At 27.2% G+C, this 23597-nt stretch carries 22 protein-coding genes; 11 read left to right on the top strand and 11 right to left on the bottom strand.

The features are described from left to right. Window positions 1–23 precede the first annotated feature (23 nt). The 3 genes from BHAMNSH16_RS03195 (at window position 24) to BHAMNSH16_RS03185 (ending at window position 2966) form a co-directional block, all read left to right on the top strand. On the top strand, window positions 24–1625 hold the full coding sequence (locus BHAMNSH16_RS03195) for a peptide ABC transporter substrate-binding protein (RefSeq protein ID WP_008730807.1): 1602 nt from the start codon (window positions 24–26) through the stop codon (window positions 1623–1625). Between the two features lie 70 nt (window positions 1626–1695). Continuing rightward, entirely contained in the window at window positions 1696–2139 is a 444-nt protein-coding gene (locus BHAMNSH16_RS03190) for a MarR family winged helix-turn-helix transcriptional regulator (RefSeq protein ID WP_069731775.1), read from the top strand. Between the two features lie 23 nt (window positions 2140–2162). Then, window positions 2163–2966, top strand: a complete 804-nt coding sequence (locus tag BHAMNSH16_RS03185; protein ID WP_069731776.1) for a hypothetical protein — start codon at window positions 2163–2165, stop codon at window positions 2964–2966. Here the strand turns inward: BHAMNSH16_RS03185 and BHAMNSH16_RS03180 are convergent. Continuing rightward, window positions 2963–4150, bottom strand: coding sequence for a hypothetical protein (locus BHAMNSH16_RS03180; protein ID WP_069731777.1), 1188 nt, complete (start codon window positions 4148–4150; stop codon window positions 2963–2965). The genes BHAMNSH16_RS03185 and BHAMNSH16_RS03180 overlap by 4 nt on opposite strands. A gap of 140 nt (window positions 4151–4290) precedes the next feature. Between BHAMNSH16_RS03180 and BHAMNSH16_RS03175 the strand changes: the two genes are divergently transcribed. After that, a complete protein-coding gene (locus BHAMNSH16_RS03175) occupies window positions 4291–5142 on the top strand; it encodes a D-glycero-alpha-D-manno-heptose-1,7-bisphosphate 7-phosphatase (protein ID WP_069731778.1) in 852 nt (283 codons plus the stop codon). An 89-nt stretch (window positions 5143–5231) separates the two neighbouring features. Here BHAMNSH16_RS03175 and BHAMNSH16_RS03170 read toward each other — a convergent pair whose 3' ends face one another. Then, window positions 5232–7628 carry a chemotaxis protein CheA gene (locus BHAMNSH16_RS03170; RefSeq protein WP_008726932.1) on the bottom strand — a complete coding sequence of 799 codons (2397 nt, stop codon included), beginning with the start codon at window positions 7626–7628 and terminating at the stop codon, window positions 5232–5234. Between the two features lie 154 nt (window positions 7629–7782). Between BHAMNSH16_RS03170 and BHAMNSH16_RS03165 the strand changes: the two genes are divergently transcribed. The 3 genes from BHAMNSH16_RS03165 to BHAMNSH16_RS03155 are packed head-to-tail and all read left to right on the top strand — an operon-like array spanning window position 7783 to window position 10768. Next, the gene (locus tag BHAMNSH16_RS03165; RefSeq protein WP_008726933.1) at window positions 7783–9090 is read left to right on the top strand and encodes a UDP-glucose dehydrogenase family protein; all 1308 of its coding nucleotides are present in this window, start codon (window positions 7783–7785) and stop codon (window positions 9088–9090) included. Between the two features lie 3 nt (window positions 9091–9093). Continuing rightward, complete coding sequence (locus tag BHAMNSH16_RS03160; RefSeq protein WP_069731779.1) at window positions 9094–9612, top strand: metallophosphoesterase family protein; 519 nt, start codon at window positions 9094–9096, stop codon at window positions 9610–9612. Continuing rightward, a complete protein-coding gene (locus BHAMNSH16_RS03155; protein ID WP_069731780.1) occupies window positions 9605–10768 on the top strand; it encodes a DUF6348 family protein in 1164 nt (387 codons plus the stop codon). Before BHAMNSH16_RS03160 ends, BHAMNSH16_RS03155 begins: the two co-directional genes overlap by 8 nt. Before the next feature lie 2 nt (window positions 10769–10770). On the opposite strand, the gene BHAMNSH16_RS03150 is transcribed toward BHAMNSH16_RS03155, so the two are convergent. Then, window positions 10771–12771, bottom strand: coding sequence for an FUSC family protein (locus BHAMNSH16_RS03150; protein ID WP_069731781.1), 2001 nt, complete (start codon window positions 12769–12771; stop codon window positions 10771–10773). 141 nt (window positions 12772–12912) lie between these two features. Between BHAMNSH16_RS03150 and BHAMNSH16_RS03145 the strand changes: the two genes are divergently transcribed. Both BHAMNSH16_RS03145 and BHAMNSH16_RS03140 read left to right on the top strand, forming a co-directional pair. Further along, entirely contained in the window at window positions 12913–13416 is a 504-nt protein-coding gene (locus tag BHAMNSH16_RS03145) for a hypothetical protein (RefSeq protein ID WP_008731866.1), read from the top strand. A 2-nt stretch (window positions 13417–13418) separates the two neighbouring features. After that, window positions 13419–13832, top strand: coding sequence for an META domain-containing protein (locus tag BHAMNSH16_RS03140; protein ID WP_008731867.1), 414 nt, complete (start codon window positions 13419–13421; stop codon window positions 13830–13832). A gap of 58 nt (window positions 13833–13890) precedes the next feature. Here BHAMNSH16_RS03140 and BHAMNSH16_RS14275 read toward each other — a convergent pair whose 3' ends face one another. The 6 genes from BHAMNSH16_RS14275 to BHAMNSH16_RS03115 all read right to left on the bottom strand — a co-directional run bounded on the left by BHAMNSH16_RS14275 (window position 13891) and on the right by BHAMNSH16_RS03115 (window position 20168). Further along, window positions 13891–14046, bottom strand: a complete 156-nt coding sequence (locus BHAMNSH16_RS14275) for a hypothetical protein (protein WP_008731868.1) — start codon at window positions 14044–14046, stop codon at window positions 13891–13893. A gap of 12 nt (window positions 14047–14058) precedes the next feature. Then, complete coding sequence (mglC, locus tag BHAMNSH16_RS03135) at window positions 14059–15081, bottom strand: galactose/methyl galactoside ABC transporter permease MglC (protein WP_008731869.1); 1023 nt, start codon at window positions 15079–15081, stop codon at window positions 14059–14061. 21 nt (window positions 15082–15102) lie between these two features. Next, complete coding sequence (mglA, locus tag BHAMNSH16_RS03130; RefSeq protein WP_008731870.1) at window positions 15103–16608, bottom strand: galactose/methyl galactoside ABC transporter ATP-binding protein MglA; 1506 nt, start codon at window positions 16606–16608, stop codon at window positions 15103–15105. Window positions 16609–16726: 118 nt separating this feature from the next. Beyond that, the gene (locus BHAMNSH16_RS03125; protein ID WP_008731871.1) at window positions 16727–17776 is read right to left on the bottom strand and encodes a galactose ABC transporter substrate-binding protein; all 1050 of its coding nucleotides are present in this window, start codon (window positions 17774–17776) and stop codon (window positions 16727–16729) included. Window positions 17777–18034: 258 nt separating this feature from the next. Then, window positions 18035–19066 carry a galactose ABC transporter substrate-binding protein gene (locus BHAMNSH16_RS03120; RefSeq protein WP_008731872.1) on the bottom strand — a complete coding sequence of 344 codons (1032 nt, stop codon included), beginning with the start codon at window positions 19064–19066 and terminating at the stop codon, window positions 18035–18037. 85 nt (window positions 19067–19151) lie between these two features. Then, entirely contained in the window at window positions 19152–20168 is a 1017-nt protein-coding gene (locus BHAMNSH16_RS03115; RefSeq protein WP_069731782.1) for a galactose ABC transporter substrate-binding protein, read from the bottom strand. Window positions 20169–20384: 216 nt separating this feature from the next. Between BHAMNSH16_RS03115 and aroB the strand changes: the two genes are divergently transcribed. Both aroB and BHAMNSH16_RS03105 read left to right on the top strand, forming a co-directional pair. Continuing rightward, on the top strand, window positions 20385–21464 hold the full coding sequence (gene aroB / locus BHAMNSH16_RS03110) for a 3-dehydroquinate synthase (RefSeq protein WP_008731874.1): 1080 nt from the start codon (window positions 20385–20387) through the stop codon (window positions 21462–21464). A 186-nt stretch (window positions 21465–21650) separates the two neighbouring features. Then, on the top strand, window positions 21651–22322 hold the full coding sequence (locus tag BHAMNSH16_RS03105; RefSeq protein ID WP_013114745.1) for a hypothetical protein: 672 nt from the start codon (window positions 21651–21653) through the stop codon (window positions 22320–22322). A 69-nt stretch (window positions 22323–22391) separates the two neighbouring features. Here the strand turns inward: BHAMNSH16_RS03105 and BHAMNSH16_RS03100 are convergent, their stop codons facing one another. Continuing rightward, window positions 22392–22823: a flavodoxin gene (locus BHAMNSH16_RS03100; RefSeq protein WP_008727730.1), complete on the bottom strand. Its 432-nt coding sequence runs from the start codon at window positions 22821–22823 to the stop codon at window positions 22392–22394. A 122-nt stretch (window positions 22824–22945) separates the two neighbouring features. Beyond that, window positions 22946–23512 (bottom strand): DUF3793 family protein, encoded by a 567-nt coding sequence (locus BHAMNSH16_RS03095; RefSeq protein WP_069731783.1) that lies wholly within the window; start codon window positions 23510–23512, stop codon window positions 22946–22948. Between the last annotated feature and the right edge of the window lie 85 nt (window positions 23513–23597).

Here is a 23597-nt window from a genome sequence, read left to right as displayed (position 1 = left end):
AAACCATACTAAGGGTAGGTACGATGAAAAAAATTTATTTAATTTTAATTTCTTTAATAGTTTTTACTTCCTGTTCAAGTAAAAAAGCTAATGATGATAATACTGTACATGTGAATTTGGGTTCAGAACCAAAAACCATAGACCCTGCTTTGAATATAACATTGCAAGGCTCTACCTATGTAACTCATTTATTTGAATGTTTAACTACAAAATATAAAGATATTGCTATTCAGCCCGGAGCTGCGGAAAGTTGGGAAATATCCGAAGACGGACTTACATATATATTTCATTTAAGAACTAACGGAAAATGGTCTGACGGAAAACCTTTAACTGCTCATGATTTTGAATATTCATGGAAAAGGGTAGTTGATCCTGATACTGCAAGCGAACCTAGTTATTTGTTTGAGCCTATACTTAACTTTTCTAATGTTAATGGCGGATATATGCCGGTTGATGAATTTGGAATAAAGGCTATAGATGATTATACTTTAGAGGTGAAATTAGAGTATCCTACAGCTTATTTTTTAGAGCTTGTAAATTTACCTGTATTTTCACCGGTAAGAAAGGATATGGTGGAAAAAGATCCTGATAATTGGACTAGAGACCCTAAAACTTGTATAGGAAACGGAGCTTTTACTTTATATGAAAGAAAACCGGATGAAAGCATCACAGTTGTAAAGAATACTAATTATTGGGCAGCCGATACAATAGTTGCTGAAAAAATTAAATTTGTTCTTATGGATAATCCTAATTCCGCAGTTGCCGGAGTAAAAGAAGGTTCTTTACATTTTTCAGATCAATTTCCTTATCAGGATATAGATACTTTGAGAGAAGAAGGCTATATTGATACTGCAACAAGAATAGGTACTCAGTATTATGCTTTGAATACAACTAATGAAACTTTAAAAGACAAGAGAGTAAGAAAGGCTTTATCTCTTGCAATAGACAGAAACTATATAGTAGATAATGTATTAAAATCAGGCAGACCTGCGGGAGCATTAGTGCCTTGGGGAGTTACAGATGTTGAAGGATATTTCAGAGATAATGCCGGTGAATATATAAGCACTAATAAAGAAGATTATAAAAAGAATGTAGAAGAAGCTCAGAGATTAATGGCTGAAGCAGGCTATCCTAATGGAGAAGGATTTCCTGTATTAGAGTTTTTTGTTACTTTTAGTAATGATATACCTATGTTTGAAGCAGTTCAGAATATGTGGAAAGTTAATCTTGGAATAGATGTTAAACTTACCCAAATGGAATTTGCACCGTTTGTACATGCAGTTAGAACAGAAAGAAATTATACTATGGCTTCATCAAGTTGGACCGGAAGTTATAATGATCCTACTACTTTTTTAAGTATGTTTGTGAGCTATTCATATAAAAACCATTCTCTATTTACAAATAAGGCTTTTGATGATGCCATAATCACGGCTTCAAGAACTATAGATCAGAATATTAGAATGCGTGAACTTCATAAAGCTGAAAAAATACTTATAGAAGATGAAGCTGTTATAATACCTATAGCATATTTTGAACCAGCTGTATTAAAAAGTCCGAATTTAAAAGATGTATTTTATATACCTTTTGCTCAATATAAATTTTCATATTCTTATTTAGAAAAATAAATATTGATTTATGTGAAAAAATGTATATCATGTAGTATATGCGTAAATTTGATTGCTGAGGAAAATTATTATGGAAGACATTTTTATAGGGAAATTGATTAAAGAACTGCATACTGCTTTAGATAATAGGTTTAATAGATTTTTAGACAAACATAAACTTACTTCTTCCCAAATGGATATATTGATGTTTCTTTACCATAATGAAGAAAAAGTTATAAATCAGAGGGATATAGAAAATTTTTTAGGTTTAAGTAATCCTACAATAGCAGGTACTTTATATCGTCTTGAAAAAAAGGGTTTTATAAAAAGAAAAGTAAGCTTAGAAGATAAGAGGTATAAAGAAATATATCTTACCCAAAAAAGTAAAAAATTGAAAGAAATTGTATTTGAAGACATTAGAAAAAATAATGAAGTTATGTTTTCTAATATGACTGATGAGGAAAAAGAAACTTTAGTATTTATAATAAAAAAACTGCTTAGCAATATACAGTATAAAGATAATCCTTTTAATTAGATATAAAAAATTAAATATAGATTATGTATTCAATAGAAGCTGATAAAAAAGCAAAAAAAATATTATTTAATTATTTCTGGAAAAATGGTTGGATAGATGATTATAAAATGCATATAAATGAGAAAGATTTTTTATATGCAAAAGAAAAAGGATTGATGTTTGATTTTTCAAATGAAATTATTAAATATGATGAGCTTATAAAAAATATATCTAGTATAATAAAAGAAATAGATTTTAATAATACAGTAAAAGCATTTTTATGCAGTTTATCGTATAGGGCTATTCATTTAAGAAGTTTTGTATCTAGTTATTATTTAGCTAATAAAATGATGTCTTATGATTTTTCAAACAATGAAAATATAGAAAATGAGTTTTATAAAAAATATAATATCATTGCAGATAACTTTAATTTAGAATATCAGAATGTTTATAATTTTGAGAAGTATAAATGGGGCGGAGTAAGACTTGAACATTTATCATATATTTATTTTGATTTAAGAGAGTTCAGTAAAATTGATTTTGAGTTTAATCCTACAAAAGAAGACATAAATATTTTTAATGCCATATTAGAAAAGATAGATTCTTATAATATGAAAAATGATTCTGCAAATAAAATGCAGAAAGTATTAAAAGATATATTTAAATCATCAAAATATGAAAGAATTATTCTTTTGGAAATACTTGCATATTTGGATATTTTAGAAGCCAAAGAAAAAAGAGAGTACAGGGATACAGAATTATCAGAAAAGCTAATGAATTGGAGGGGAGGAGACTCCTATAATAAAATTAATGCTAAAAATATATTTGGTAATTATTTATCAATTTAATTTATATACATTATCGGCATTACAAAACATACAAATACAGAAAATACCAAATATACATATATAAACATTAAATGCTTATTATCTATGATTATATTTAATGTATTATTATACTCTCTGTTTTGAAATGAGTTTATAAAAGATTTTATAGTATTTAAAGAAATTAATATTAAATGTATTAGAAATAGTATATTTAAAATGAGCAATGTTAATTTATTGGGAGTAAGTCCGTAATTTACTATTCTGTATATAGTTGCGGTTATGGTTAATATATCAAAGAGTAATGCAAATATTGGCACTATAAGATACATTGCTTTTATGAATATATTTGATTTTTTATCCATTCTTGCAAACATCAAATTAATTATAGTTAATGATAAAATTATATTATATAATACATATACAAATCTATTATTATATGGTCTTGCTTCATAAGGCAGCATAAAAAACATCATTATAAATATAGAAAATAGGTTTATTACTAAAAAGAACCTTGAAAGATAAATTGATATTACAGATTTGGTATTATTATATATATAATATGATATAAATGGTATGAATCCGTATAAAAATATTATAGAACATATAACAAGTTTTGCTATTGTAAATCCGATTCCTGTTGATGCTGAAAATAATTCCATTATAGAAAATCCAACTATAAAAAGAAGAGAAAATAATATACTTAAAATGGTGCTGCTTCCTGTATTAATTATTAAGAACCATATAAAAGTATCTGCAAATAAAGTAAAAAAGTCAGATATGGAATCAGTATTTGTTACATTAAATGAATTGTATGAAAGCATCATTATTACAAAGAATATTATATTAAAAAATATGAGTCTATTTATTAATATTTGAAAGTCTGGAGTATTTGCAGGAGGCATATAAACATAATTAAAAGATATATTAGAGAAAATTGCAATTAAAGATATAAATAAAAATGATAAAAATGTAATGAAAATAAGTTTTTTATTTAAATTATTTATATGAAAAATTACAGTAAAACAAAATAAATAAAGACTAATAAAAAAATGAATATTTAAAAATATTGGAAATATATAGCCTCTGTCTATATTTTTTAATGTAAGTATATAAATACATATAGGAATAGTTGATATTGCTGGTATTAATATTTTTAAATAATTAAATTTTTTTATATTATTTTTAACAGTTAAATTATTATTCATTTCATAATCTCCGTATTTTGCTTAAATAATATATATCATAAATAAAAAAAATCAATTATAAATATATAATGCTTTTTGTTGAAAAAAGTGTTTTTTTATATTAAACTTGTATAATCATAAATCATATAGGATTTTGGATTATGTATAATAATATAGAAAATTATTTTTCTGAGTTTTATAAAAAGTTGGAAAAAGATTCCGTATTAATGGCATTAGATTTTAATACAGAGAATGCATTATCAGAAAACTTATATACTATAGATAAAAATTATAAAATAATAAAAAATGATATAACAAATATTATATCAGGATATTCATTCAATAATAATTTATTAATTCATAATGAAAAATTATATAATAAACCTGAAATCTATGATAATAAAGAATATATAAATAAATTGATATACGAAGCATTCAATAAAAATATATTATACGGCATACCTTCATATTTTGCAGATGATACTAAAAAAATTAATAAGGCATTATTTTTAGATAGGGACGGAGTTTTGATTGAAGATGTTGGTTATATAGGAACTACTGACAGAGTAAAAATAAAAAAAGAGTTTATTGATGCGGTAAAATACGCAAAGGATAAAGGCTATATAACAATAGTAACAACTAATCAGGCAGGAGTATCATATAATTATTATACTAATGAAGATGTTAATAATGTTCATAAATATATATACGATGAATACAAAAAAGGCGGTGCTGTTATAGATGATTTTTATTATTGCCCTTATCATATTAAAGGTCATGTAGAACCTTATAATATAGTTTCTATGCTTAGAAAACCTGAAGCAGGAATGCATTTGCTTGCTTCAAAAAAATATAATATAGATTTATTTAATTCTTTTATGATAGGAGATAGAGACAGCGATATTATAAAAATACCTTATCTTAAAACTTTATTAATACAAACTGATGCTTATGAAATAGAAAATAAAAAAAATATAGTAAAAATAGATGATATATATAATATTATAAAATAGAAATAATTTATTCTATATCATAAAATTTAATAAAATAAATTTTTATTTAAGAAGAAATCATAAAAATATTATTATCTATTTTAAGCTATTTATTGCGGTATTTCAGGTATTTCATTATTTTTCAATCTTTCAATAAAGCTTCTTAAATCATTTTTGCTGCCTTGATTATTATTAACTTTTCCTCTTTCAATGATTCTCTTAGTACCAAGACTTACTATTGTCTGTATGTCCAAAATGAAGCTTACAGTACCATCACCCAAAACAGTAGCACCAGCTAAACCTTCGCTTTTTGTAATATTATCTTTAAGCGTTTTTATAACTATATCCTGTTCGCCTATTAGGTTATTAACAAGCAATGCCACTTTTTTACCTTCAGAAGAAAGTATAACAGCGTAGTAAGATTTTATATTACTGTATCTTGAAGGAAGTCTGAATAATTCTTTGATGCTTAGTACATTAATAACATCATCTCTAACTTTAATAACTTCTATTCCTTCTAATTCCTGAATATCTTTAACATCTATTTTAACAGTTTCTAATATACTATTAATAGGAACTGCATAATATTCTTTTTCTGCATCAACTATAAGAGCCTGAATAATGGCAACAGTAAGAGGAATTCTCAAGAAGAATGTAGAGCCTTTTCCCCATTCTGTTTCTATACCCACAGTACCGTTAATTTTTTCAAGGCTTTTCTTAACAACATCCATACCAACACCGCGTCCTGATACATTTGTAATTTTAGTAGCGGTAGAAAAACCCGGAGCAAATATATATTCAAGCATTTGTTTTTCAGAAAGTTTAGCATCAGCAGATACTAATCCTTTTTTAACCGCACTTTCAAATATTTTCTGCGGTATCATTCCTTTACCATCATCAGATATTTTAATAATTATTAAATTGCCTTCATGTGAAGCACCTAAAACAACTGTTCCTGTTCTAGGCTTACCGGCTTTTTCTCTGTCTTCCGGATGTTCTATACCATGGTCCATTGCATTTCTGATAATGTGTACTAATGGATCTACCAATACCTCAATAACAGATTTATCTAATTCTGTTTCTTCTCCGTACATTTCTAGTTTTACTTCTTTGCCTAAATCTCTTGATAAATCTCTTATAAGACGAGGGAATCTGTTGAAAGTTTGAGCTATAGGAAGCATTCTTATTTTCATTACAGTTTCCTGAAGTTCATTTGTTACCCTAGTAAGAAGCTGATAAGAGTTTCTAAATTTATCTAAAGTGTTTTTAAACTCTTCTTCCATTTTTACAATTTCATTTAATCTATTATTGAATCCGTCAATGTAAGTGTTTCTAATTTCTTTAGCTTCTTTTTTCTGTAAATGTTCCTCAAACTTTCTAAGTATCTGAACAATACTGTCTCTATAGTATCTTTTTACTTCATTTATGCCATTACCTATTATTTTCTGATATGAGGTAAGATCATCATCATATTGTACATAAGAACTTTTGTTTGTTACAAGCTCCCCAACCTGATTCATCATAGCATCAATTCTATCGCTTTCTACCCTTAAGAATGAGCTTTGTCTTTCAACCTTATGATCTTTTCCGCCTTTGGCAGCATCAGGTTTTTTGGAAGCATTTGAAGCAGCGGCGGCAGATTCTTTAGTTTTTTCTGCTGCTTCTTTTTGTTTTTTCTCCTGAAGAAATTTTTCATACTCTTCTAATACAATGTCTTCAATAGTTATTTCTTTAGTAGCATCAGGCAATGTAATAGCATCTATTATAGTTTTATCTTCATTAATGGTAGCGAGTATATATGTAACATGTTCATAAAACTCATCGCCTTCCAAAGATTCGATAGGAGGTATACTTCCCATTATTTCACCTACATCTTTTAAGGCTACAAATACCTGAACCCCTCCTACAGTTCTCATAGGGCTTTCAGGATCAAAACTTACATGAACTAATTTGGTTTTTACACCCTCTTCAACATTATCTCTTATTATACCTAATAAATCACCGTCATTTGGAAGAAGTTCATATTTATTGACTTTTTTTTCGGCTTCAGGAGATGCTGCCTGAGTAGCAGAAGATGCAGCAGGCGAATCATTTTCAGAGGCAGAAGGAGCAGCACCTAATTTCATATTTTTAAAATCTTCTAATTTTTTAATTTCAGCTTCTATATCTCCAGAATACTCACTTTCTTCGCTTGCAGTATTGATAAGGTCTTTTAATATATCTATACCTTTTAAAAGTACATCTATAGTGGCATCATCTACTTCTATTTTATTATTTCTTATTAAATCTAGTAAATCTTCAAATCTGTGGGCATATTTTTGAGTTTCAACTAGTTCTACAGCACCGGCACTTCCTTTTAAAGTATGAACCGCTCTGAATATTTCCTGTATGGCATCAACATTATTTCTTTCATTATCTAAAATAAGAATATTTTGTTCCAGTCTGTCAAGCATTTCGAATGCTTCTTCAAAGAAATCTTTAAGCAGACTTTTTATATAATCATCCATTTATACGCCCCGTAAAAATTTAAAATCTTACTATATATTATCGTAAAAAGTTAAAAATATCTATAGTAAATAATATTTTGCTTGAAAATATAATAATTTATTATATGATAAAAACAATTAAATGTCTATATTTTTTATTTTAAGGAGTATGAAAATGAAAATATGTATAATAGGTACAGGTTATGTAGGACTTATTACAGGTGCATGTTTAGCTGAGATGGGAAATTATGTTATATGTGTTGATAATGACGAAGAAAAATTAAAAAAACTTAAAAATGGCATTACTCCTTTATATGAACCCGGTTTGGAAGAACTTATTCTTGCAAATGTCTCTGAAGGAAGATTAGAATTTACTAATGATTTAGATTATGCTGTAAAAAACTCTATAGCTTGTTTCATTGCCGTTGGAACTCCTTCGGGTGATGACGGAAGCTGTGATTTGAGTTTTGTACTTTCTGTAGCTAATGAGATTGGAAAGTCTATGAATGGATATAAAGTTATAGTAGATAAATCAACCGTGCCTGTTGGAACTCATAAATTAGTAGAAGATGAAATAAAAAAACATTACAGCGGAGAGTTTGATGTTGTTTCAAATCCGGAATTTTTAAAGCAAGGTGCTGCTGTTGATGACTTTTTAAAACCTGACAGGGTGGTTATAGGTTCAAATTCTGAAAAAGCTATAGATATAATGAGAGACATTTATAATCCTTTTACAAGGACAGGAAATCCTATAATAATAATGGATGTTCGTTCTGCTGAAATGACTAAATATGCTGCTAATGCTTTTTTGGCTACTAAAATATCATTTGCTAATGAAATTGCCAATATATGTGAAAAAGTAGGTGCTAATGCTGATTTAGTTAGAATTGGTATGTCAAGTGATAAGAGAATAGGAAATCAATTCTTATTTCATGGTTTAGGATACGGCGGAAGCTGTTTTCCAAAAGATGTACAGGCTTTGATAAAAACAGCATCTGATTATGGTATAGATTCTGATTTACTTAAAGCAGCATACCAAGTTAATGTTAATCAAAGGAAAATTTTTGTAAATAAGATTTTAAAATATTATAATAATAATATTAAAGGTAAAACATTTGCTTTATGGGGATTAGCATTTAAGCCTAGAACTAATGATATGAGAGAAGCCCCTGCTATTACTATAATAAATATGCTTTTAGATGCAGGTTCTAGTATTAGAGCTTATGATCCTAAAGCTTTTGATAATGCTAAGGCTATATTTGGAGATAAAATATATTATGCTGAAAATTCTTATGATGCTTTGAAAGATTCTGATGCTTTGATTTTAGTTACAGAATGGAATGAGTTTAGAAGACCTAATTTTGACAAAATAAAAGAGCTTCTAAAAGAACCTATTATATTTGATGGAAGAAATCAGTATGATAAAAAAAGAATGGAGGAAAGAGGTATTAAATACATATCATTAGGTATTGCAGATAATTAATATATGATATATTTTATTTCAGATACTCACTTTTTTTATATGCCGTCAGGCAGAAAAAATGTATTTGATGATTATGAAACTATGCATAATTATTTAATAAATAAATGGAATGAAAAAATAAGTGAAGAAGACGATGTATATATAGTAGGCGATTTTTCTAATGATAGAGGATATTTAAAAACTACTGAATTATTAAAATTATTAAATGGTAATAAATACCTTATAAAAGGTAATAATGATAAGTTTTTAAATAATAATAAATTTGATAGAAAGTTATTTAAATTTATTAAAGACTATTATATTTTAGATATAAAAAATTACAGCGGTATTATTAAAAAAATAGTTTTATTCCATTATCCTATATTGGAATGGGAAGGCTATTATGATAATACCATGCTGATACATGGACATTGGCATAAAGATAAAAAATATCATAATTTAGCATTTAATATTGCATGTGATATTCATAATTTTAGCCCATTGTCTATTAATGAAATATTAAAAATGGTGCTAAATGAATAATCATAAAGATATACTATTAAATAGGCTTCATACTACTATAAATCATAAAAATGAAATAGAAAATGACTGTATTAAATTTCTAAGTTATGATATTACTATTGAGCCTAAAATAGTGCAGCTTGAAAAGAAAAAAAGTATATTATGCACAATATATTTTTATGTTAAAGCACCTCTTTTTGATAATGTTTTTTTTGAATCTTCCTCAAGCATAGCTTCTGATGAATATAAAGCCATAGAATTATCTTCTGATAATTTTGTGTATTGTGCTTTGCAGGGTATATTGGATTTTCTTTCAGGCATACATCATCATGATATAGAAACTTCAATATTAGGTAATAAAAAGATTTTTACAGTATGCGAAAGTCCTATATTAGGTCTTGGAAATATAGATGATAAAGAAGATTTTTATAATGATTATATTGGCTTTGATGATAAAAACGGATATTCTAGTTTTTTATGGAATTGTATATATAAGGAAGTTCCTTTTATACTTTCAAATAATAGGGTAAGTTTTATAAAGACTTATGCTGCCAAAATGCCTAATGATGATATTATAGTAGAATGCACAATAAATAATATTCAGAATAAGACATTAGAAAACTGTGTTCAAAATGAGATTATTAAATGGGATAATAATGGAGAGTTCTTTTCTATAAAGCAATTTTTCTTCATACTGCAGTCGGATACTACTTATATAAAATATCCATATACAAAGGAAGAAATTGAGTATTTTGTTATGGAATATGTATTAGAATTTGAAAAATGCGGTTTTAATTATGATAACTTTATTAAAAATATAAAAAATTTAATATCTGATAATAACATAATAGAAGAAATGATAAATTTTGTACCTGAAATATGTGCAGAATACGCTTTTAAAGATGCCGTTTTTAATGATAGGGCAGATGTTAATATAGGAAATAATCATTATAATGTATTGAAAACACAATTTACTAGCTATAAATATATTGAAGATTCTTTAATAGATGGTTTTTCAAATAAAATTTTTAAAAAGGAAAGTTTTAATGAATTAGTTCATATCAGTAATTCTTATCATATAATATATGATGCTATGCAAAATGATAATAATATACAAATGAATGATATATTTGTTTCTATTACTTTTAATTTTTCCAATGAATATAAATTTATATAAAATTATAATATATTATCTATATTGTTTTTGATTGAATCGTTAATAGAATTTATACTGTCGAAGCAATTTTCTAATCTGTAAAATATATATGAATCTGTTTTTATAATATTTCTCTTTTTTTCTTCGCTGTTATAATCACTAATTTCATTTTTAAATAATTTAGCAGTGTTTTCTAAGGTATTTGAAATATTTTCAATGAATATTAATATATTATGTTTATCTTCAGGTCTGTTATATTTTTTCATAAGATGTATTAATTGTTCTGCCTCAACTATAAATTTTCTATTGCTTTCTATTAAAGAGTCTGTTATAGGAGTACCTTTGTATCTTGTCTGATTTTTTTCATGTATTATAATATTGTTTTTTATCATGTATGCTTTTAATAGTATTTCATATAGATACTGAGATGTAGTTTCATTATTTATAGCCTTTCTCATTTGATTTATTATTATAGTATCTATTTCTATAAGTTCGCTTATTTTATCTACCATACCTTTATGACTTTCAGTTCTTATAATAAAATGGTCAAATACCCATACAATAGAAAGGGCCATTATTATAAATCCTAGTCTTGATGAAGCTGACATTAATTTGGGCATATATGGAAATGATGATATTAATGCAGAAATTGTACCGTATATTTTTTTTAAAAAGTCATTAATAGAGGCAAGTGATAATATAAAGCATACTCCTATAGCAGGAATAATCATATCATAAGGTATATACCTGAAAAAAACTGAGAATATAAATACTCCTATAAAGTTTCCCAATACATTTATTTTTAAATTATGTTTTTGTTCTTCATAAAATGGATAGAGCATTATATATGATAAAATAGGAAGCCAATAACCTCTTATTGCTATTTCTTCTGGTAAAAAATATCTAATAGTAAATGATATGCACATTATGATGCCCATTTTGAGAGAGAATCTGAAATGGCATTTATTGATATTGAATTCTTTTTTTAATCTTATAAATTTTAAATTGAATAATTTTGTTATTTCAAATTCATCTTTTTTATTTTCAAACATATTAGATAGAATATTCTTCAATTTTGATATAGTATATATCCATTCATAATTACTTTTTTCATCACTTAAAAAATAATTATCATTAAAATAATTTACATCACTCATTATACTATTGTATTCTTCTTCATGCTTTGATATATCTTTTTTTAGTAAATTGGATATTCTCTCCAAAATTTTTGAAAGCATCATAAAATATTCTGAATCTTTATCCGTAAAATTGGCAATGTTCTGATGTTCTTTATCTATTAATATATTTATTTCTTCTAAAAATAAAACAAGCTGAAAATGATTAATATTTCTATTATTCATGGTATTATGTCTTTTTAATGTGTCTACATATATTGCTGTAGTGTATCCGTTTATAATAGGAAATAAATCATCTTTTTTATTTAATGAGCATGTTTTATTATATAATGATGATATTTTTTTATTTATAGATTCTATTGCTCGGCACGCCAAATTATTAGATAATCTATGTTTAGTTAAAAATTTATTTATTACTAAGAATATAAATATTATAAGTAAAGCAGTTAATATAGCTTCCATTCTTAAATGTATATATGATATAGGTATGTTATACGCCTGCAAAAGAACATAAGCAAAACCATATATAAAGTAATTTCTAGGAACAAAATCATCTGAAAGCAAATACACTATAGAAAACGGAACTATAAAATTAAGCGATATAGTAAGGAATAAATTTTGTTCTGCTATAGTAGCCAAAAGTCCTAATAAAAGTATTCTAAAAGATACAGCAGGGAAACTTTCTATTGTAAAACTTTGACGCATTAAAGCACATATAAATATAGAAATTACACCTATTGTAGCATTCTCTCTCCCAAATAGATTAGTGGATAATACCATTATAAAAAGTCCTACTAGTACGCTAGGCAGAAAATCTATGACTCTTTTTAGAAATGCGATTAATATTTCTTTTTGTTTTTGATAAAATTGTTTATTTTTAAAAAACATTGGGACTAATTTGTATTTTTTTATTATATTTATATAATAAGACTATATTACAAATAAAAAATAGTCAATAAAAATTATATAATTTTTTATTATTGCCGATATTTTAAAAATTAGATATATTAATTTTAGGGGGATTAAATTATGCCGCCGGTAATCATAGAACATGAAGAATATCCTTCTGTAGTAGTTATAGAATATAACAGTATATACAGAAATGAATTACAAAATTTTATACACAATATAAAAATAAAAGACAATAAAGAAGAAGTTTTTGTTGAACCTTATTTCAATAAAATCCTGCATACAAACAATACTAATATAGGACTTTTAACTATAGACGGCAGGATTAATGGATATTATTATATAAATAAAGAAGGTGTATTGAAATATATATATATGAATTATCCATATAGAAGAAATGGTTTTGCTAAGCTGCTTTTAACACATGCAATCAAAGCTAATCCTAATATACAATTTGAGAAGAATGCTAATCAAGCCTATACTAGACTTATAAGTTCTCCTATATTTGAAGATATACTTAAAGGCAACTCTTCAGGGGCATTCGATAATAATTCCGGCTCAATGGATACATTTGAAGATCTTAGCGGCGGCGGAAGTAAAGAAGGGGAGCTTACTTTATTTTAATTTTGAAAAGATTTTTATATTTAAATATTATATTAGTCATATTCTTATTGATGTCATGTGCCCATAATACAGTTTCTATAACTGAAGAACCTGTGATTGAAGAAAAAATTAAGGTTTATCGTCTTATAAGTATGCATACTGCTATGAATATTACTATTAGTATAGATGATAATAAAATATATGGTAAGTCTGCTATAAATGATTATTGGGCTAATTGCAAAATAGATGGAGAAGGAATATCAATAGACATGATAAGAACTACTAGAAAAACAGATAATGCAGAAAAGAGAAGGGCAGAAGGTGATTATTTATCAATACTTCAGACTGCATACTCATTCAAAATAGAAAGAAATAAACTTATAATATATACAAGATTTATAGATGAACCGCTTGTTTATGAAGAAATAGAAGATTAAATTAATAAAAATTAAAAAGGCTATGCTTAAAAATATTAATAAGCACAGCCTTTTCTATTTAACGATATATTAAACTAGCAATATACCTTATAAACTCAGCTACTAAAAATATCATTACTATAAAACCTAGGAATATCCAAGATTTCAAAGTTCTTTTTTTAGTTTCCTTTTTATTAAATTCTCTCTTAAAAGGATCATTATTATCATATTCCATAATAAAACCCTATCATACTTTTTTCAAATATTTTTGCGTATCAACTGCAACAGCTGCAATTATGATGGCACCCTTAATTATGTATTGCATATATGGAGAAATACCAACGAATGTCATACCATAGTTAATAACTTGGAATATTAATACACCAGATACAATACCTAATATAGAACCAATACCGCCAGAGAATGAAACTCCTCCTACAACGCATGCAGCAATAGCATCAAGCTCATAACCGTTACCCAAGTTATTAGTAGCAGAACCAACACGAGCAACTTCTAATGAACCGGCTATACCATATAAAGCACCAGCCATAGTATATACTATCATAAGAGTAAGAGGAATGTTTACACCAGAAACAGCAGCAGCTTCAGGGTTGCCTCCCACAGCAAATATGTTCTTACCTAATTTAGTTTTATTCCAAATTATCCACATTATGGCAGTTATTATGACAGCAAATATAATTAGGTATGAAATAGTATAGTTTCCTATTTTTATACCTCCCAAAGCAAGATTAGTAAATCTAGGATCAAGTCCTCCGATAGGCTGAGCACCATAAGGAGGTCTGTCAAAATAAGTACTAGTTACACCATAAAGTATAAGCTGCATACCTAAAGTGGCAATAAATGGAGTTACATAAAGTTTAGAAATGATAAAACCATTTATAAGTCCGAATACCATAAGTATAAGCATAACTAAAAGTATAGGAAGTATAACCGGAAGCATAGGCAAATCTGGATACATTCTAGTAGGGTTAGAAGGAGATTGTAAAAGCGAAGCACTTACAACCGCAGCAAGTCCTACAGCTCTACCAGCACCTAAGTCGTTACCTTGAGTTACAAGAAGTGTGCCTACTCCTACAGCTATTATCATACGAGTAGAAGCCTGAGCAAATATATTTAAAAAATTACTCAATTTGAAGAAACTAGGGTCTTTAATGATAATACCTATAAGTATTAAGAGTAATGCTGCAAATATAGCATTGTTTAATATAAATGATTTAATAGTTTTAATGTTTATTTTATTAGTGTCCATAATCCGTCCTTTCGATTAAAATTATAAATATTTAGCAGACAATGCCATAATTTCTTCCTGATTAGTATTTTTAGTTTCAACTATACCAGCAACTCTTCCATTACTCATAACCATAATTCTGTCAGTTATTCCAAGCAATTCCGGCATTTCTGAACTTACAACTATTACAGCTTTTCCAACAGTAGCTAAATCAATAATAAGTCTGTATATATCATATTTAGCACCCACATCAATACCTCTTGTAGGTTCATCAAGCATTAATATATCAGGCTTGCTTAAAAGCCATCTTCCTAATATAACTTTTTGCTGATTTCCTCCTGATAATGACTGTATAGCTGTTTTTTCAGAAGGGGTCTTTACCTGCATACTGTCTATAACCCATTTAGTATCTTCATGCATTTTTTTATTGTCCAAAAATCCAAATTTATTTTTGTAACTGTCTATATTTGCTATAGTAGAATTAAAATTGATGGACAGCATACCGAATATGCCTGTTTGCCTTCTTTCTTCAGTAACTAAAGCGAATCCATTTTTTATAGCTTTTCTTGTAGAAGAATTATTAACTTCATGGTTCATTTTTACAACTTGTCCTGAAGACAAAGTACGCATACCGAATATACTTTCTAATACTTCAGTCCTTTTTGCTCCTACAAGTCCTGCAATACCAAATACTTCGCCTTTTCTTACATTGAAATTAACTTCTTTAAGGGAAGGCTGATAAAATGCAGTAAAATCTTTTATTTCTAATATATCTTCTCCCGGAACATTTGTTTTTTCAGGGAAACGATTAGTTAAATCCCTTCCTACCATCTGCTTAATAATCATGTCTGTAGTTAATTCTTTGGAAGGGGTAGTGGCAACATATTTACCATCTCTCATTATAGTAACTTCATCAGATATTTGCAGTATTTCTTCCATTTTGTGTGATATATAGATCATACCTACGCCTCTGCTTTGAAGTTTTCTAATGATTTTAAATAATTTAGCAACTTCTTTTTCTGTAAGAGAACTTGTAGGTTCATCTAATACCAATATTTTGGAATTATATGAAACTGCTTTTGCTATCTCTACCATCTGCATTTCAGATACAGATAATGCAGATACTTTTGTTCTGGGATCCAGAGGTATTTCCAAATCATCAAAAATAGCCTTAGTATCATTATACATCTTTTTTTCGTCAATAATAACACCATATTTGGTAGGATATTTTCCAAGCCATATATTATCCTGTATATTTCTTTGCCTAACTTGGTTAAGTTCTTGGTGTACCATAGCGACACCATTATTTAAAGCTTGTTTAGGTGATATGAAGTTAACTTCCTTACCATCTAAGAATATATGTCCTTCATCTTTACGATAAATACCAAATAAACATTTCATCAAAGTAGATTTTCCGGCTCCATTTTCTCCCATAAGGGCAACTACTTCGCCTTCTCTTACGGTGAGCTGTACATCATCTAATGCTTTGACACCCGGAAAAGACTTTGAAATACCTTTCATTTCAAGAACAATTTTTTTATTATCCATATTTATAAAACCTTTCTTTTCAAACTCTGCTAACATAATAGTAAATAGATATTATATAGATAATTAGCAAACAGGGATATTAAAATATTAATATCCCTGTTTTATTGCAAATTAATTATTATTTATAAGCTTCTTCAGCAACATTTATATTATCTTTAGTTATAGGTACATAAGGAACGCGAACTGCTTTAACTTCGTCTAAAGTCCAAGTATTACCATCTAATGGATCTTTTCCAGCAGCAACATTTAAAGTAATGTCAACTAAAGCCTGAGATTGTCCAACTGGGTCATTAAGAACAGAACCTACTACAGTTCCTTTTTTGATTTCATTTATCATATCAGGTATAGCATCAACACCAACTATAGGTATATATTTAGTATTATCGCCTTCTTTGTTGTATCCTAGAGCTTGTATAGACTGTAAAGCACCTAAAGCCATAGCATCGTTATTACAGAAAATATATTCAAGTTTATCGCCATATTTTTGTATCCAAGCATCAACTATATCTTTAGCTTTTGCAGTATCCCACATAGCTGTTTGTTCTTCTAATCTTTCTACTTTAAGACCATTGTTAGTAACATATAAAGTAACATGGCTAGTTCTAGCTTCAGCATCTGGGTGGCCTGGTTCGCCTTTTAATAAAGCATATTGTATGATTCCATCACCATTTTTGTCCCAAGTAGGATTAGCTTTCCAAGTATCTACAACGATTTTTCCTTGCATATCGCCTGATTCTTCTGGAGTAGTTCCTACATACCATGTTTTATCATAACTAGCCATAGCTTCAGCACTAGGCTGTTTGTTAAAGAATACTACAGGTATATTTTTAGTTTTAGCTTTGTCTATAATAGTTTGAGCTGCCTGAGGGTCTACCAAGTTAATAGCTAATGCTTTTGAATCTTTTTGAATCATAACATCAACTTGGTCATTTTGCTGAGCTTGGTTATTTTGTGAGTCATTGATTATTAAATTAGCTTTTCCGCTGATTCTGCTTTCAATGTTTCTTCTGTAGAAAGACATGAAGTTATCATCATAACGATAAATTGTTACTCCGATAGTTGGTCCGTCAGTAGTTGTTGTGGATGAAGAAGATCCGCCTCCGCAAGATACAACAAAAAGTGTGGACATTATAAATAATGCCGCCATAACGATAAATGACTTTTTCATATTAGAAAACTCCTTAAATTAATTAATATTCTCTATTTAATTAGTATATAAATTTATTTTCTTAAATCAAGTAAAATCAGATCTTTTGATTTTTTGATATTCTTATAAAAAGTAATTTATATTTTATTCTCTAATTTAGTTTTATAATAATTTAAAATTTTTGATTTTTATTTGTAAATATGCTTTGTATATAAAAAACAAAAGGTAAGATATTAAATAATTAATATCTTACCTTATATCATTAATAATTATTAAAAATTATTTATAGGCTTCAGCAGATTCATCTATATTTTCTAATGTAATAGCTCTATAAGGCACTCTTACCGCTTTTACATCATCTAGTTTATATTCCGTACCGCTTAATACATCTTTTCCATTGGCAGCATTGATAACCATATCAACTACGGCTTTAGCCTGATCTTTAGGGCTTTGTAAAACAGTACCTACTACGGTTCCTTTTTTAATTTCTTCTATGATTTCAGGAATAGCATCAACTCCTACTATAGGTATAAATTTATTGCTGTCTCCTATATTATAACCTTGTTTTTGAATGGATTTTAATGCTCCCAAAGCCATAGCATCATTATTTGAGAATATAAACTCTATACTGTTTCCGTATTTTTCTATCCATGCATCAGCAGCTGTCTGTGCCTGAAGTATATCCCAATTAGCTGTCTGTTCATCTAATTGCTCTATAGTTATTCCATTATCATTTAATACTGCTTTAATTCTTTCTGTTCTTGCTTCAGCATCTGGGTGTCCTGCCTCTCCTTTTAATAAAACATACTGAATTTTGCCGTCTCCATTTTTATCCCAAGAAGGATTTGCCTGCCAAGACTTAACTACTATATCCCCCTGTATATTTCCGGATTCTTCGCTTAAAGTACCTACATACCATGCCTTATCATAAAGCATCATATCTTCTTTGCTAGGTTCTTTATTGAAAAATATTACAGGTATTCCTGTAGGTTTTATTTTATTAATCATAAAACTAGCTGATGTAGAATCTACTAAATTAATTGCTAATGCATCAACATTTCTCTGAATAGCAGCATCTACCTGATCATTTTGCTTTACCTGATCGTTTTCTGAATCATTCATTACAAATTTAGCTTTTCCATTTAGCATAGTTTCAATATTTCTTCTCATAAATGAAATAAAGGCATCATCATATCTGTAAATAGTAATACCTATTTCTATTTCATTATTATCAGATTTTGAAGAATTGCCGCAGCTGATTAATGATACAAACAATAAAATTGATGAAATAATAACTATTGCTTTATTCATAAAAAACTCCAATTTTTTATATAATAATATCCTAGTTTATTAAAAAAAAATATATAAGTCAAATTAAATTATGAAAAAATATAATTTATTTGTATATTTTTATTGCAGTATCTATATTGTATTTAGTTACAGGTATATATGGTATAACAATGTATCTATTATTGTAAAAATTGAAATGCAATCCTTCCAAAGGGGATTTTCCATTTATAATATTGCTCGAAACAGAGCATAAAGCCTGAGCCTGTATCAAAGGGTTCTGCATAACTGTTGCAAATATTCCATAATTATTTATTTCTTCTAAGCATTCAGATATTCCGTCTATACCTACTATAGGTATATAATCTAGCATTCGGCTGCTTTTGTTATATCCCAATCCTTTTAATGTATCTAATGCTCCTAATGCCATATTATCATTATTGCATATAATATATTCTATCTTATCACCGTATTTGTATATTAAAGTTTGCATCACTTTTGCTGCTTCATCTCTTTTTCCATTAGCTGAAACTTCTGCTAAAATATTTAATTTTATATTGTTAGAAGCTATGTATTTTTTCATGTATTCTGTTTTATTTATTGTATCATTGTCATTTAAATCACCTTTTAATATTATGCATTGTATTTTACCGTCCTGATTTTTGTCCCAATTCATTCTATCTTTCCAGCTTTCTGCTATTACTCTGCCCTGAGCATTTCCCGCTTCTTCGCTTATTCCTCCTATATACCAAACTTTATCATAAGTTCTTAGAACTTCTAAGCCGGGATCTCTATTGAAAAATATTAAAGGTTTATTATTTATACTTATTTTATCCAATACTTTCTGAGCCTGCGTTTTATCTACCAAATTTATAGCTAATAGACTGACATTTTTTTGTAAGAACATATCTATTTGACCATTTTGAGTTGATTGGCTATTGTAAGAGTCTGCCATAATCAGAGAAGTATTTTTATTTATATTTTTTTCTATGTATTGCTTTAAATATTTCATATAACTGTCATCATATCTATAAAGTGCCACACCAATAGAATTTGTTTTTCTTTGTGTATACAATAATACAGAAGATGATAATAATATTAATAATAAAATAATAAATCTTTTCATTTTATATATGCTCCTAATAATGACTTTTAAATTATAGTAAAATAGTTTTTATTGTCAAGTTTATAAATATTCAAATATGATTTTTATATTATGAAAGTTTGTTTTTTATATTAATTTTATATAAAAATATATGAAACTTTTTTATTTATTATAAAATATAATTTAATGTTTTTTTATTTTTGAAAATGATTTATAATAGATAAAATATAAAAAATAATGGATTTTAATGCTATGAATAAAAAAGTAGAAGTAAAAATAAAAAATGATGTAAATATTAATTATGATATTTTAGTTCAAAAGGGATTAATAAAAGAAACAGGCAAATTAGTAAAAAATATATTAAGAGGAAAAAGAGCTTTAATAGTTACAGATGATATAGTAGATAAACTTTATACTGACACTGTAAAAGAAAGTTTGGAAAAAGAAAATATTATAACTTCTGTATGCGTTCTTAAAAATGGAGAACCTAATAAAAATATAGAAAGTATAATTGATATTTTCTCTTCTCTTGCCAAAAACGAATTAAGCCGTAAAGATATAATAATAGCATTAGGCGGAGGAGTAATAGGGGATATGGCTGGATATGCTGCTGCTTCTTGGATGAGGGGTATTGATTTTGTGCAGATTCCTACTACATTGCTTGCATGTGTAGATTCTTCTGTTGGCGGTAAAACTGGTATTAATATAAAAGAAGGAAAAAACCTAGTAGGAGCTTTTCACAGCCCTAAACTCGTTATAATAGACAGCAATACTTTATTAAGCCTTCCTAAAAGGGAGTTCAATGAAGGAATGGCTGAAGTGATAAAGCATGCATTTTTATTTGATGAAAAACTTTTAGAGCTTATAGAGGATCACTGTTATAATAATGCTGAATTGGATATGGATTATATACTTAAAAGAAACTGTGAATTAAAGGCTCATATTGTAGAAATAGATTATAAAGAGCAGAGAGAGAGAATGTTTTTAAACTTCGGTCATACTATAGGACATAGTGTGGAAAATGCTGCAGGTTATGGTGTGCTGCTTCATGGAGAGGCTGTTGCTATAGGTATGATTTTTGCTATAGAGTACGGCATTAAAAAATCTATAACAAAAGATAAAAATATATTAGAAAGAGCTAAAAATATATTAAAAGCATTTTCTTTGCCTATAGCTATACCTGATAATATAGATTTGAAAGAGGCTATTAAACTTGACAAAAAAAGAAGTGATGATAAAATCAATTTTGTATTTTTAGAATCTATTGGAAAACCTTGTGTTGAAAAAGTAAGTATTGATGATATTCTAAATGAATAAATTTACTTTGGTAATTATGTTTTCTATTGTTATTAATATTATGATTAATGATATTGGTAAATATTATGAGTATTACAATTTTAATTAAAAAGAATAAAAACTAAATTTGATTAATGAAAACAAAAAATTACAAACTTAAAAATTTTTAGTATTTTTTACAAAAAATGAGTATGGAGGATATTCTAAATGAATAAATTTATTTTGGCACTTATGCTTTCTATTGTCATGCTTGTATTATGTGCCGCTAATACAAAATCTGATAAAAAAACAAAATACGAAAATACAAAAACAGAAGTAATAGGTTCTGCTTCTATTGATATAAAAAATAATAGTTACACTAATATAGATAAATATGTTATAAAAACTTTAGATGCTTATAAAGTATATACAAATAAATATAATGATATAATTAACATAAATGGAAATAAATATTATATTTCTAGTGTATATACTTTTAATATTGATGATGAAAGTTTTTATGAAAAACAAGATTCGGAGGATTATGTTTATATAAGTATATGGAAACTAAATAATAATAAGGCAGATTTTGTTTCTGCTTTTTATCCCATTAGTGCATCTTCAGAAATAGATTATATATCTTCTAATATTACTAATAATATGCTTGAATTTGAAATAGCTCGTTATTCTACTAGCTATCAATATGTTAATTATTATAAATTTAATATAGTTGAAAATAATAATACAATTAATTTTTATCTTACTAACTTTTCAGAAAAAACTCCTGAGCGGGATTATAATACAGGAGAAATATCAGATGTTGAATATATATTTGAGCATGATAATGTTAATATGAATGATCTTGGTAAATTAGGTTACGGATATTATAATCTTAATTAATAAATAATTAAGAGACATTAACTTTTTTATAAGCTAATGCCTCTTTTTTGTTTTAGGATTTATTTTTATTTATGCTTTCACCAATGCCTCGCCTAAACTCACACATTCACTTACAGCATTATCATCTGGAGTGAGATTTGCGATAAGTCCGTCTTTAACTAAAGAAGCACCTGCCGAACTTACATCCTCCTGCCAATTTCTCATCCATTCGCCATCGCCCCAATCATAAGATCCAAATAAAACAACTTTTTTGCCTGATAAACTTCCTCTTATGGAATCATAAAAAGGCTGAAATTCTGACTCCTCTAAAACTTCAGAACCCATTGCTGGGCAGCCCAATGCTATTTTTGAATAATTGTTTATATTTGCCGCATCGAAACTTGATACACTAAAAATATCAGCTTCTCCTCCAGCATTTTCCACACCTTTTTTTACATTTTGAGCCATTAATTCAGTATTACCTGTGCCGCTCCAATATATTATTCCTATTTTATTACTCATATTATTACCTCCTTACGTAATAAATAATAATTTTTAAATATTTATAAAGCTAAATATAAAAATTGTGAGCATATAGCAGACAGCGTCATTTGCTATACATTTTTAGCGAACAATTTTTATTATTATAAAGAATGAAGTTTGTAATCATCCATTATCTCCAAAATGCCCTTTCCTCTTAAAAATGTATTTATATAAAAAGTTCTGCATCTATTATAATTATCAAAAATTTCAATAGCTTCTTTTTTATTATGATACACTTTCCAATATCCTGTATATAAACTATTTTTTCCATAGTTATTTATAAAGCCGTTTATGTCTATAAGCGGATATCCCAAAAATATACCTATTTCATGAGGAAATGTTTTAGAATACTGCATTCTTCTTTTTAAAATTCCTATGCTTTCATATATATTTTTTGACCTATATCCGTAATTTTTCAAAAACTTAAAAATATTATCATCTGATAAATAATTTTCTAACGCTTTTTTGTTATAAACATAAACTACAGCCTTATTATTATAATATTTTATAACAGCTACATTTATACCTCTTTTGTTTAGAATATTGTTGTATAAAGAAATTTTTTTATTAAGTTCTTCTTTAAACTTATATTCATAAGTAAATATATTAGCTATTTTTATACCCGATAGAGTGGGGGCACAATGGTCAATAATTAATTTATCAAACATTCAATCTCCTATTGTTAGACTATTCTAACATATAGATTAAAAATTGTCAACAGTTTTGTTAGTATATTCTAACTTTTTTATGAAA

Origin of the sequence: Brachyspira hampsonii (genome assembly GCF_002214805.1) — a bacterium.
Taxonomy (GTDB): Bacteria; Spirochaetota; Brachyspiria; order Brachyspirales; family Brachyspiraceae; genus Brachyspira; species Brachyspira hampsonii.
Note: the sequence above shows the minus strand (reverse complement) of the source record. Positions and strands in the feature narration are given on the sequence as shown.

What these genes read in the sequence shown, in the direction of transcription:
- BHAMNSH16_RS14275 (WP_008731868.1), bottom strand. Translation starts at nt 14,046, where the DNA reads ATGGAATATGATAATAATGATCCTTTTAAGAGAGAATTTAATAAAAAG.
- BHAMNSH16_RS03105 (WP_013114745.1), top strand. Translation starts at nt 21,651, where the DNA reads ATGAATAAATTTATTTTGGCACTTATGCTTTCTATTGTCATGCTTGTA.
- BHAMNSH16_RS03180 (WP_069731777.1), bottom strand. Translation starts at nt 4,150, where the DNA reads ATGAATAATAATTTAACTGTTAAAAATAATATAAAAAAATTTAATTAT.
- mglA (WP_008731870.1), bottom strand. Translation starts at nt 16,608, where the DNA reads ATGGATAATAAAAAAATTGTTCTTGAAATGAAAGGTATTTCAAAGTCT.
- BHAMNSH16_RS03095 (WP_069731783.1), bottom strand. Translation starts at nt 23,512, where the DNA reads ATGTTTGATAAATTAATTATTGACCATTGTGCCCCCACTCTATCGGGT.
- mglC (WP_008731869.1), bottom strand. Translation starts at nt 15,081, where the DNA reads ATGGACACTAATAAAATAAACATTAAAACTATTAAATCATTTATATTA.
- BHAMNSH16_RS03165 (WP_008726933.1), top strand. Translation starts at nt 7,783, where the DNA reads ATGAAAATATGTATAATAGGTACAGGTTATGTAGGACTTATTACAGGT.
- BHAMNSH16_RS03195 (WP_008730807.1), top strand. Translation starts at nt 24, where the DNA reads ATGAAAAAAATTTATTTAATTTTAATTTCTTTAATAGTTTTTACTTCC.
- BHAMNSH16_RS03100 (WP_008727730.1), bottom strand. Translation starts at nt 22,823, where the DNA reads ATGAGTAATAAAATAGGAATAATATATTGGAGCGGCACAGGTAATACT.
- BHAMNSH16_RS03175 (WP_069731778.1), top strand. Translation starts at nt 4,291, where the DNA reads ATGTATAATAATATAGAAAATTATTTTTCTGAGTTTTATAAAAAGTTG.
- BHAMNSH16_RS03150 (WP_069731781.1), bottom strand. Translation starts at nt 12,771, where the DNA reads ATGTTTTTTAAAAATAAACAATTTTATCAAAAACAAAAAGAAATATTA.
- BHAMNSH16_RS03185 (WP_069731776.1), top strand. Translation starts at nt 2,163, where the DNA reads ATGTATTCAATAGAAGCTGATAAAAAAGCAAAAAAAATATTATTTAAT.
- BHAMNSH16_RS03190 (WP_069731775.1), top strand. Translation starts at nt 1,696, where the DNA reads ATGGAAGACATTTTTATAGGGAAATTGATTAAAGAACTGCATACTGCT.
- aroB (WP_008731874.1), top strand. Translation starts at nt 20,385, where the DNA reads ATGGATTTTAATGCTATGAATAAAAAAGTAGAAGTAAAAATAAAAAAT.
- BHAMNSH16_RS03125 (WP_008731871.1), bottom strand. Translation starts at nt 17,776, where the DNA reads ATGAAAAAGTCATTTATCGTTATGGCGGCATTATTTATAATGTCCACA.
- BHAMNSH16_RS03120 (WP_008731872.1), bottom strand. Translation starts at nt 19,066, where the DNA reads ATGAATAAAGCAATAGTTATTATTTCATCAATTTTATTGTTTGTATCA.
- BHAMNSH16_RS03145 (WP_008731866.1), top strand. Translation starts at nt 12,913, where the DNA reads ATGCCGCCGGTAATCATAGAACATGAAGAATATCCTTCTGTAGTAGTT.
- BHAMNSH16_RS03115 (WP_069731782.1), bottom strand. Translation starts at nt 20,168, where the DNA reads ATGAAAAGATTTATTATTTTATTATTAATATTATTATCATCTTCTGTA.
- BHAMNSH16_RS03155 (WP_069731780.1), top strand. Translation starts at nt 9,605, where the DNA reads ATGAATAATCATAAAGATATACTATTAAATAGGCTTCATACTACTATA.
- BHAMNSH16_RS03160 (WP_069731779.1), top strand. Translation starts at nt 9,094, where the DNA reads ATGATATATTTTATTTCAGATACTCACTTTTTTTATATGCCGTCAGGC.
- BHAMNSH16_RS03170 (WP_008726932.1), bottom strand. Translation starts at nt 7,628, where the DNA reads ATGGATGATTATATAAAAAGTCTGCTTAAAGATTTCTTTGAAGAAGCA.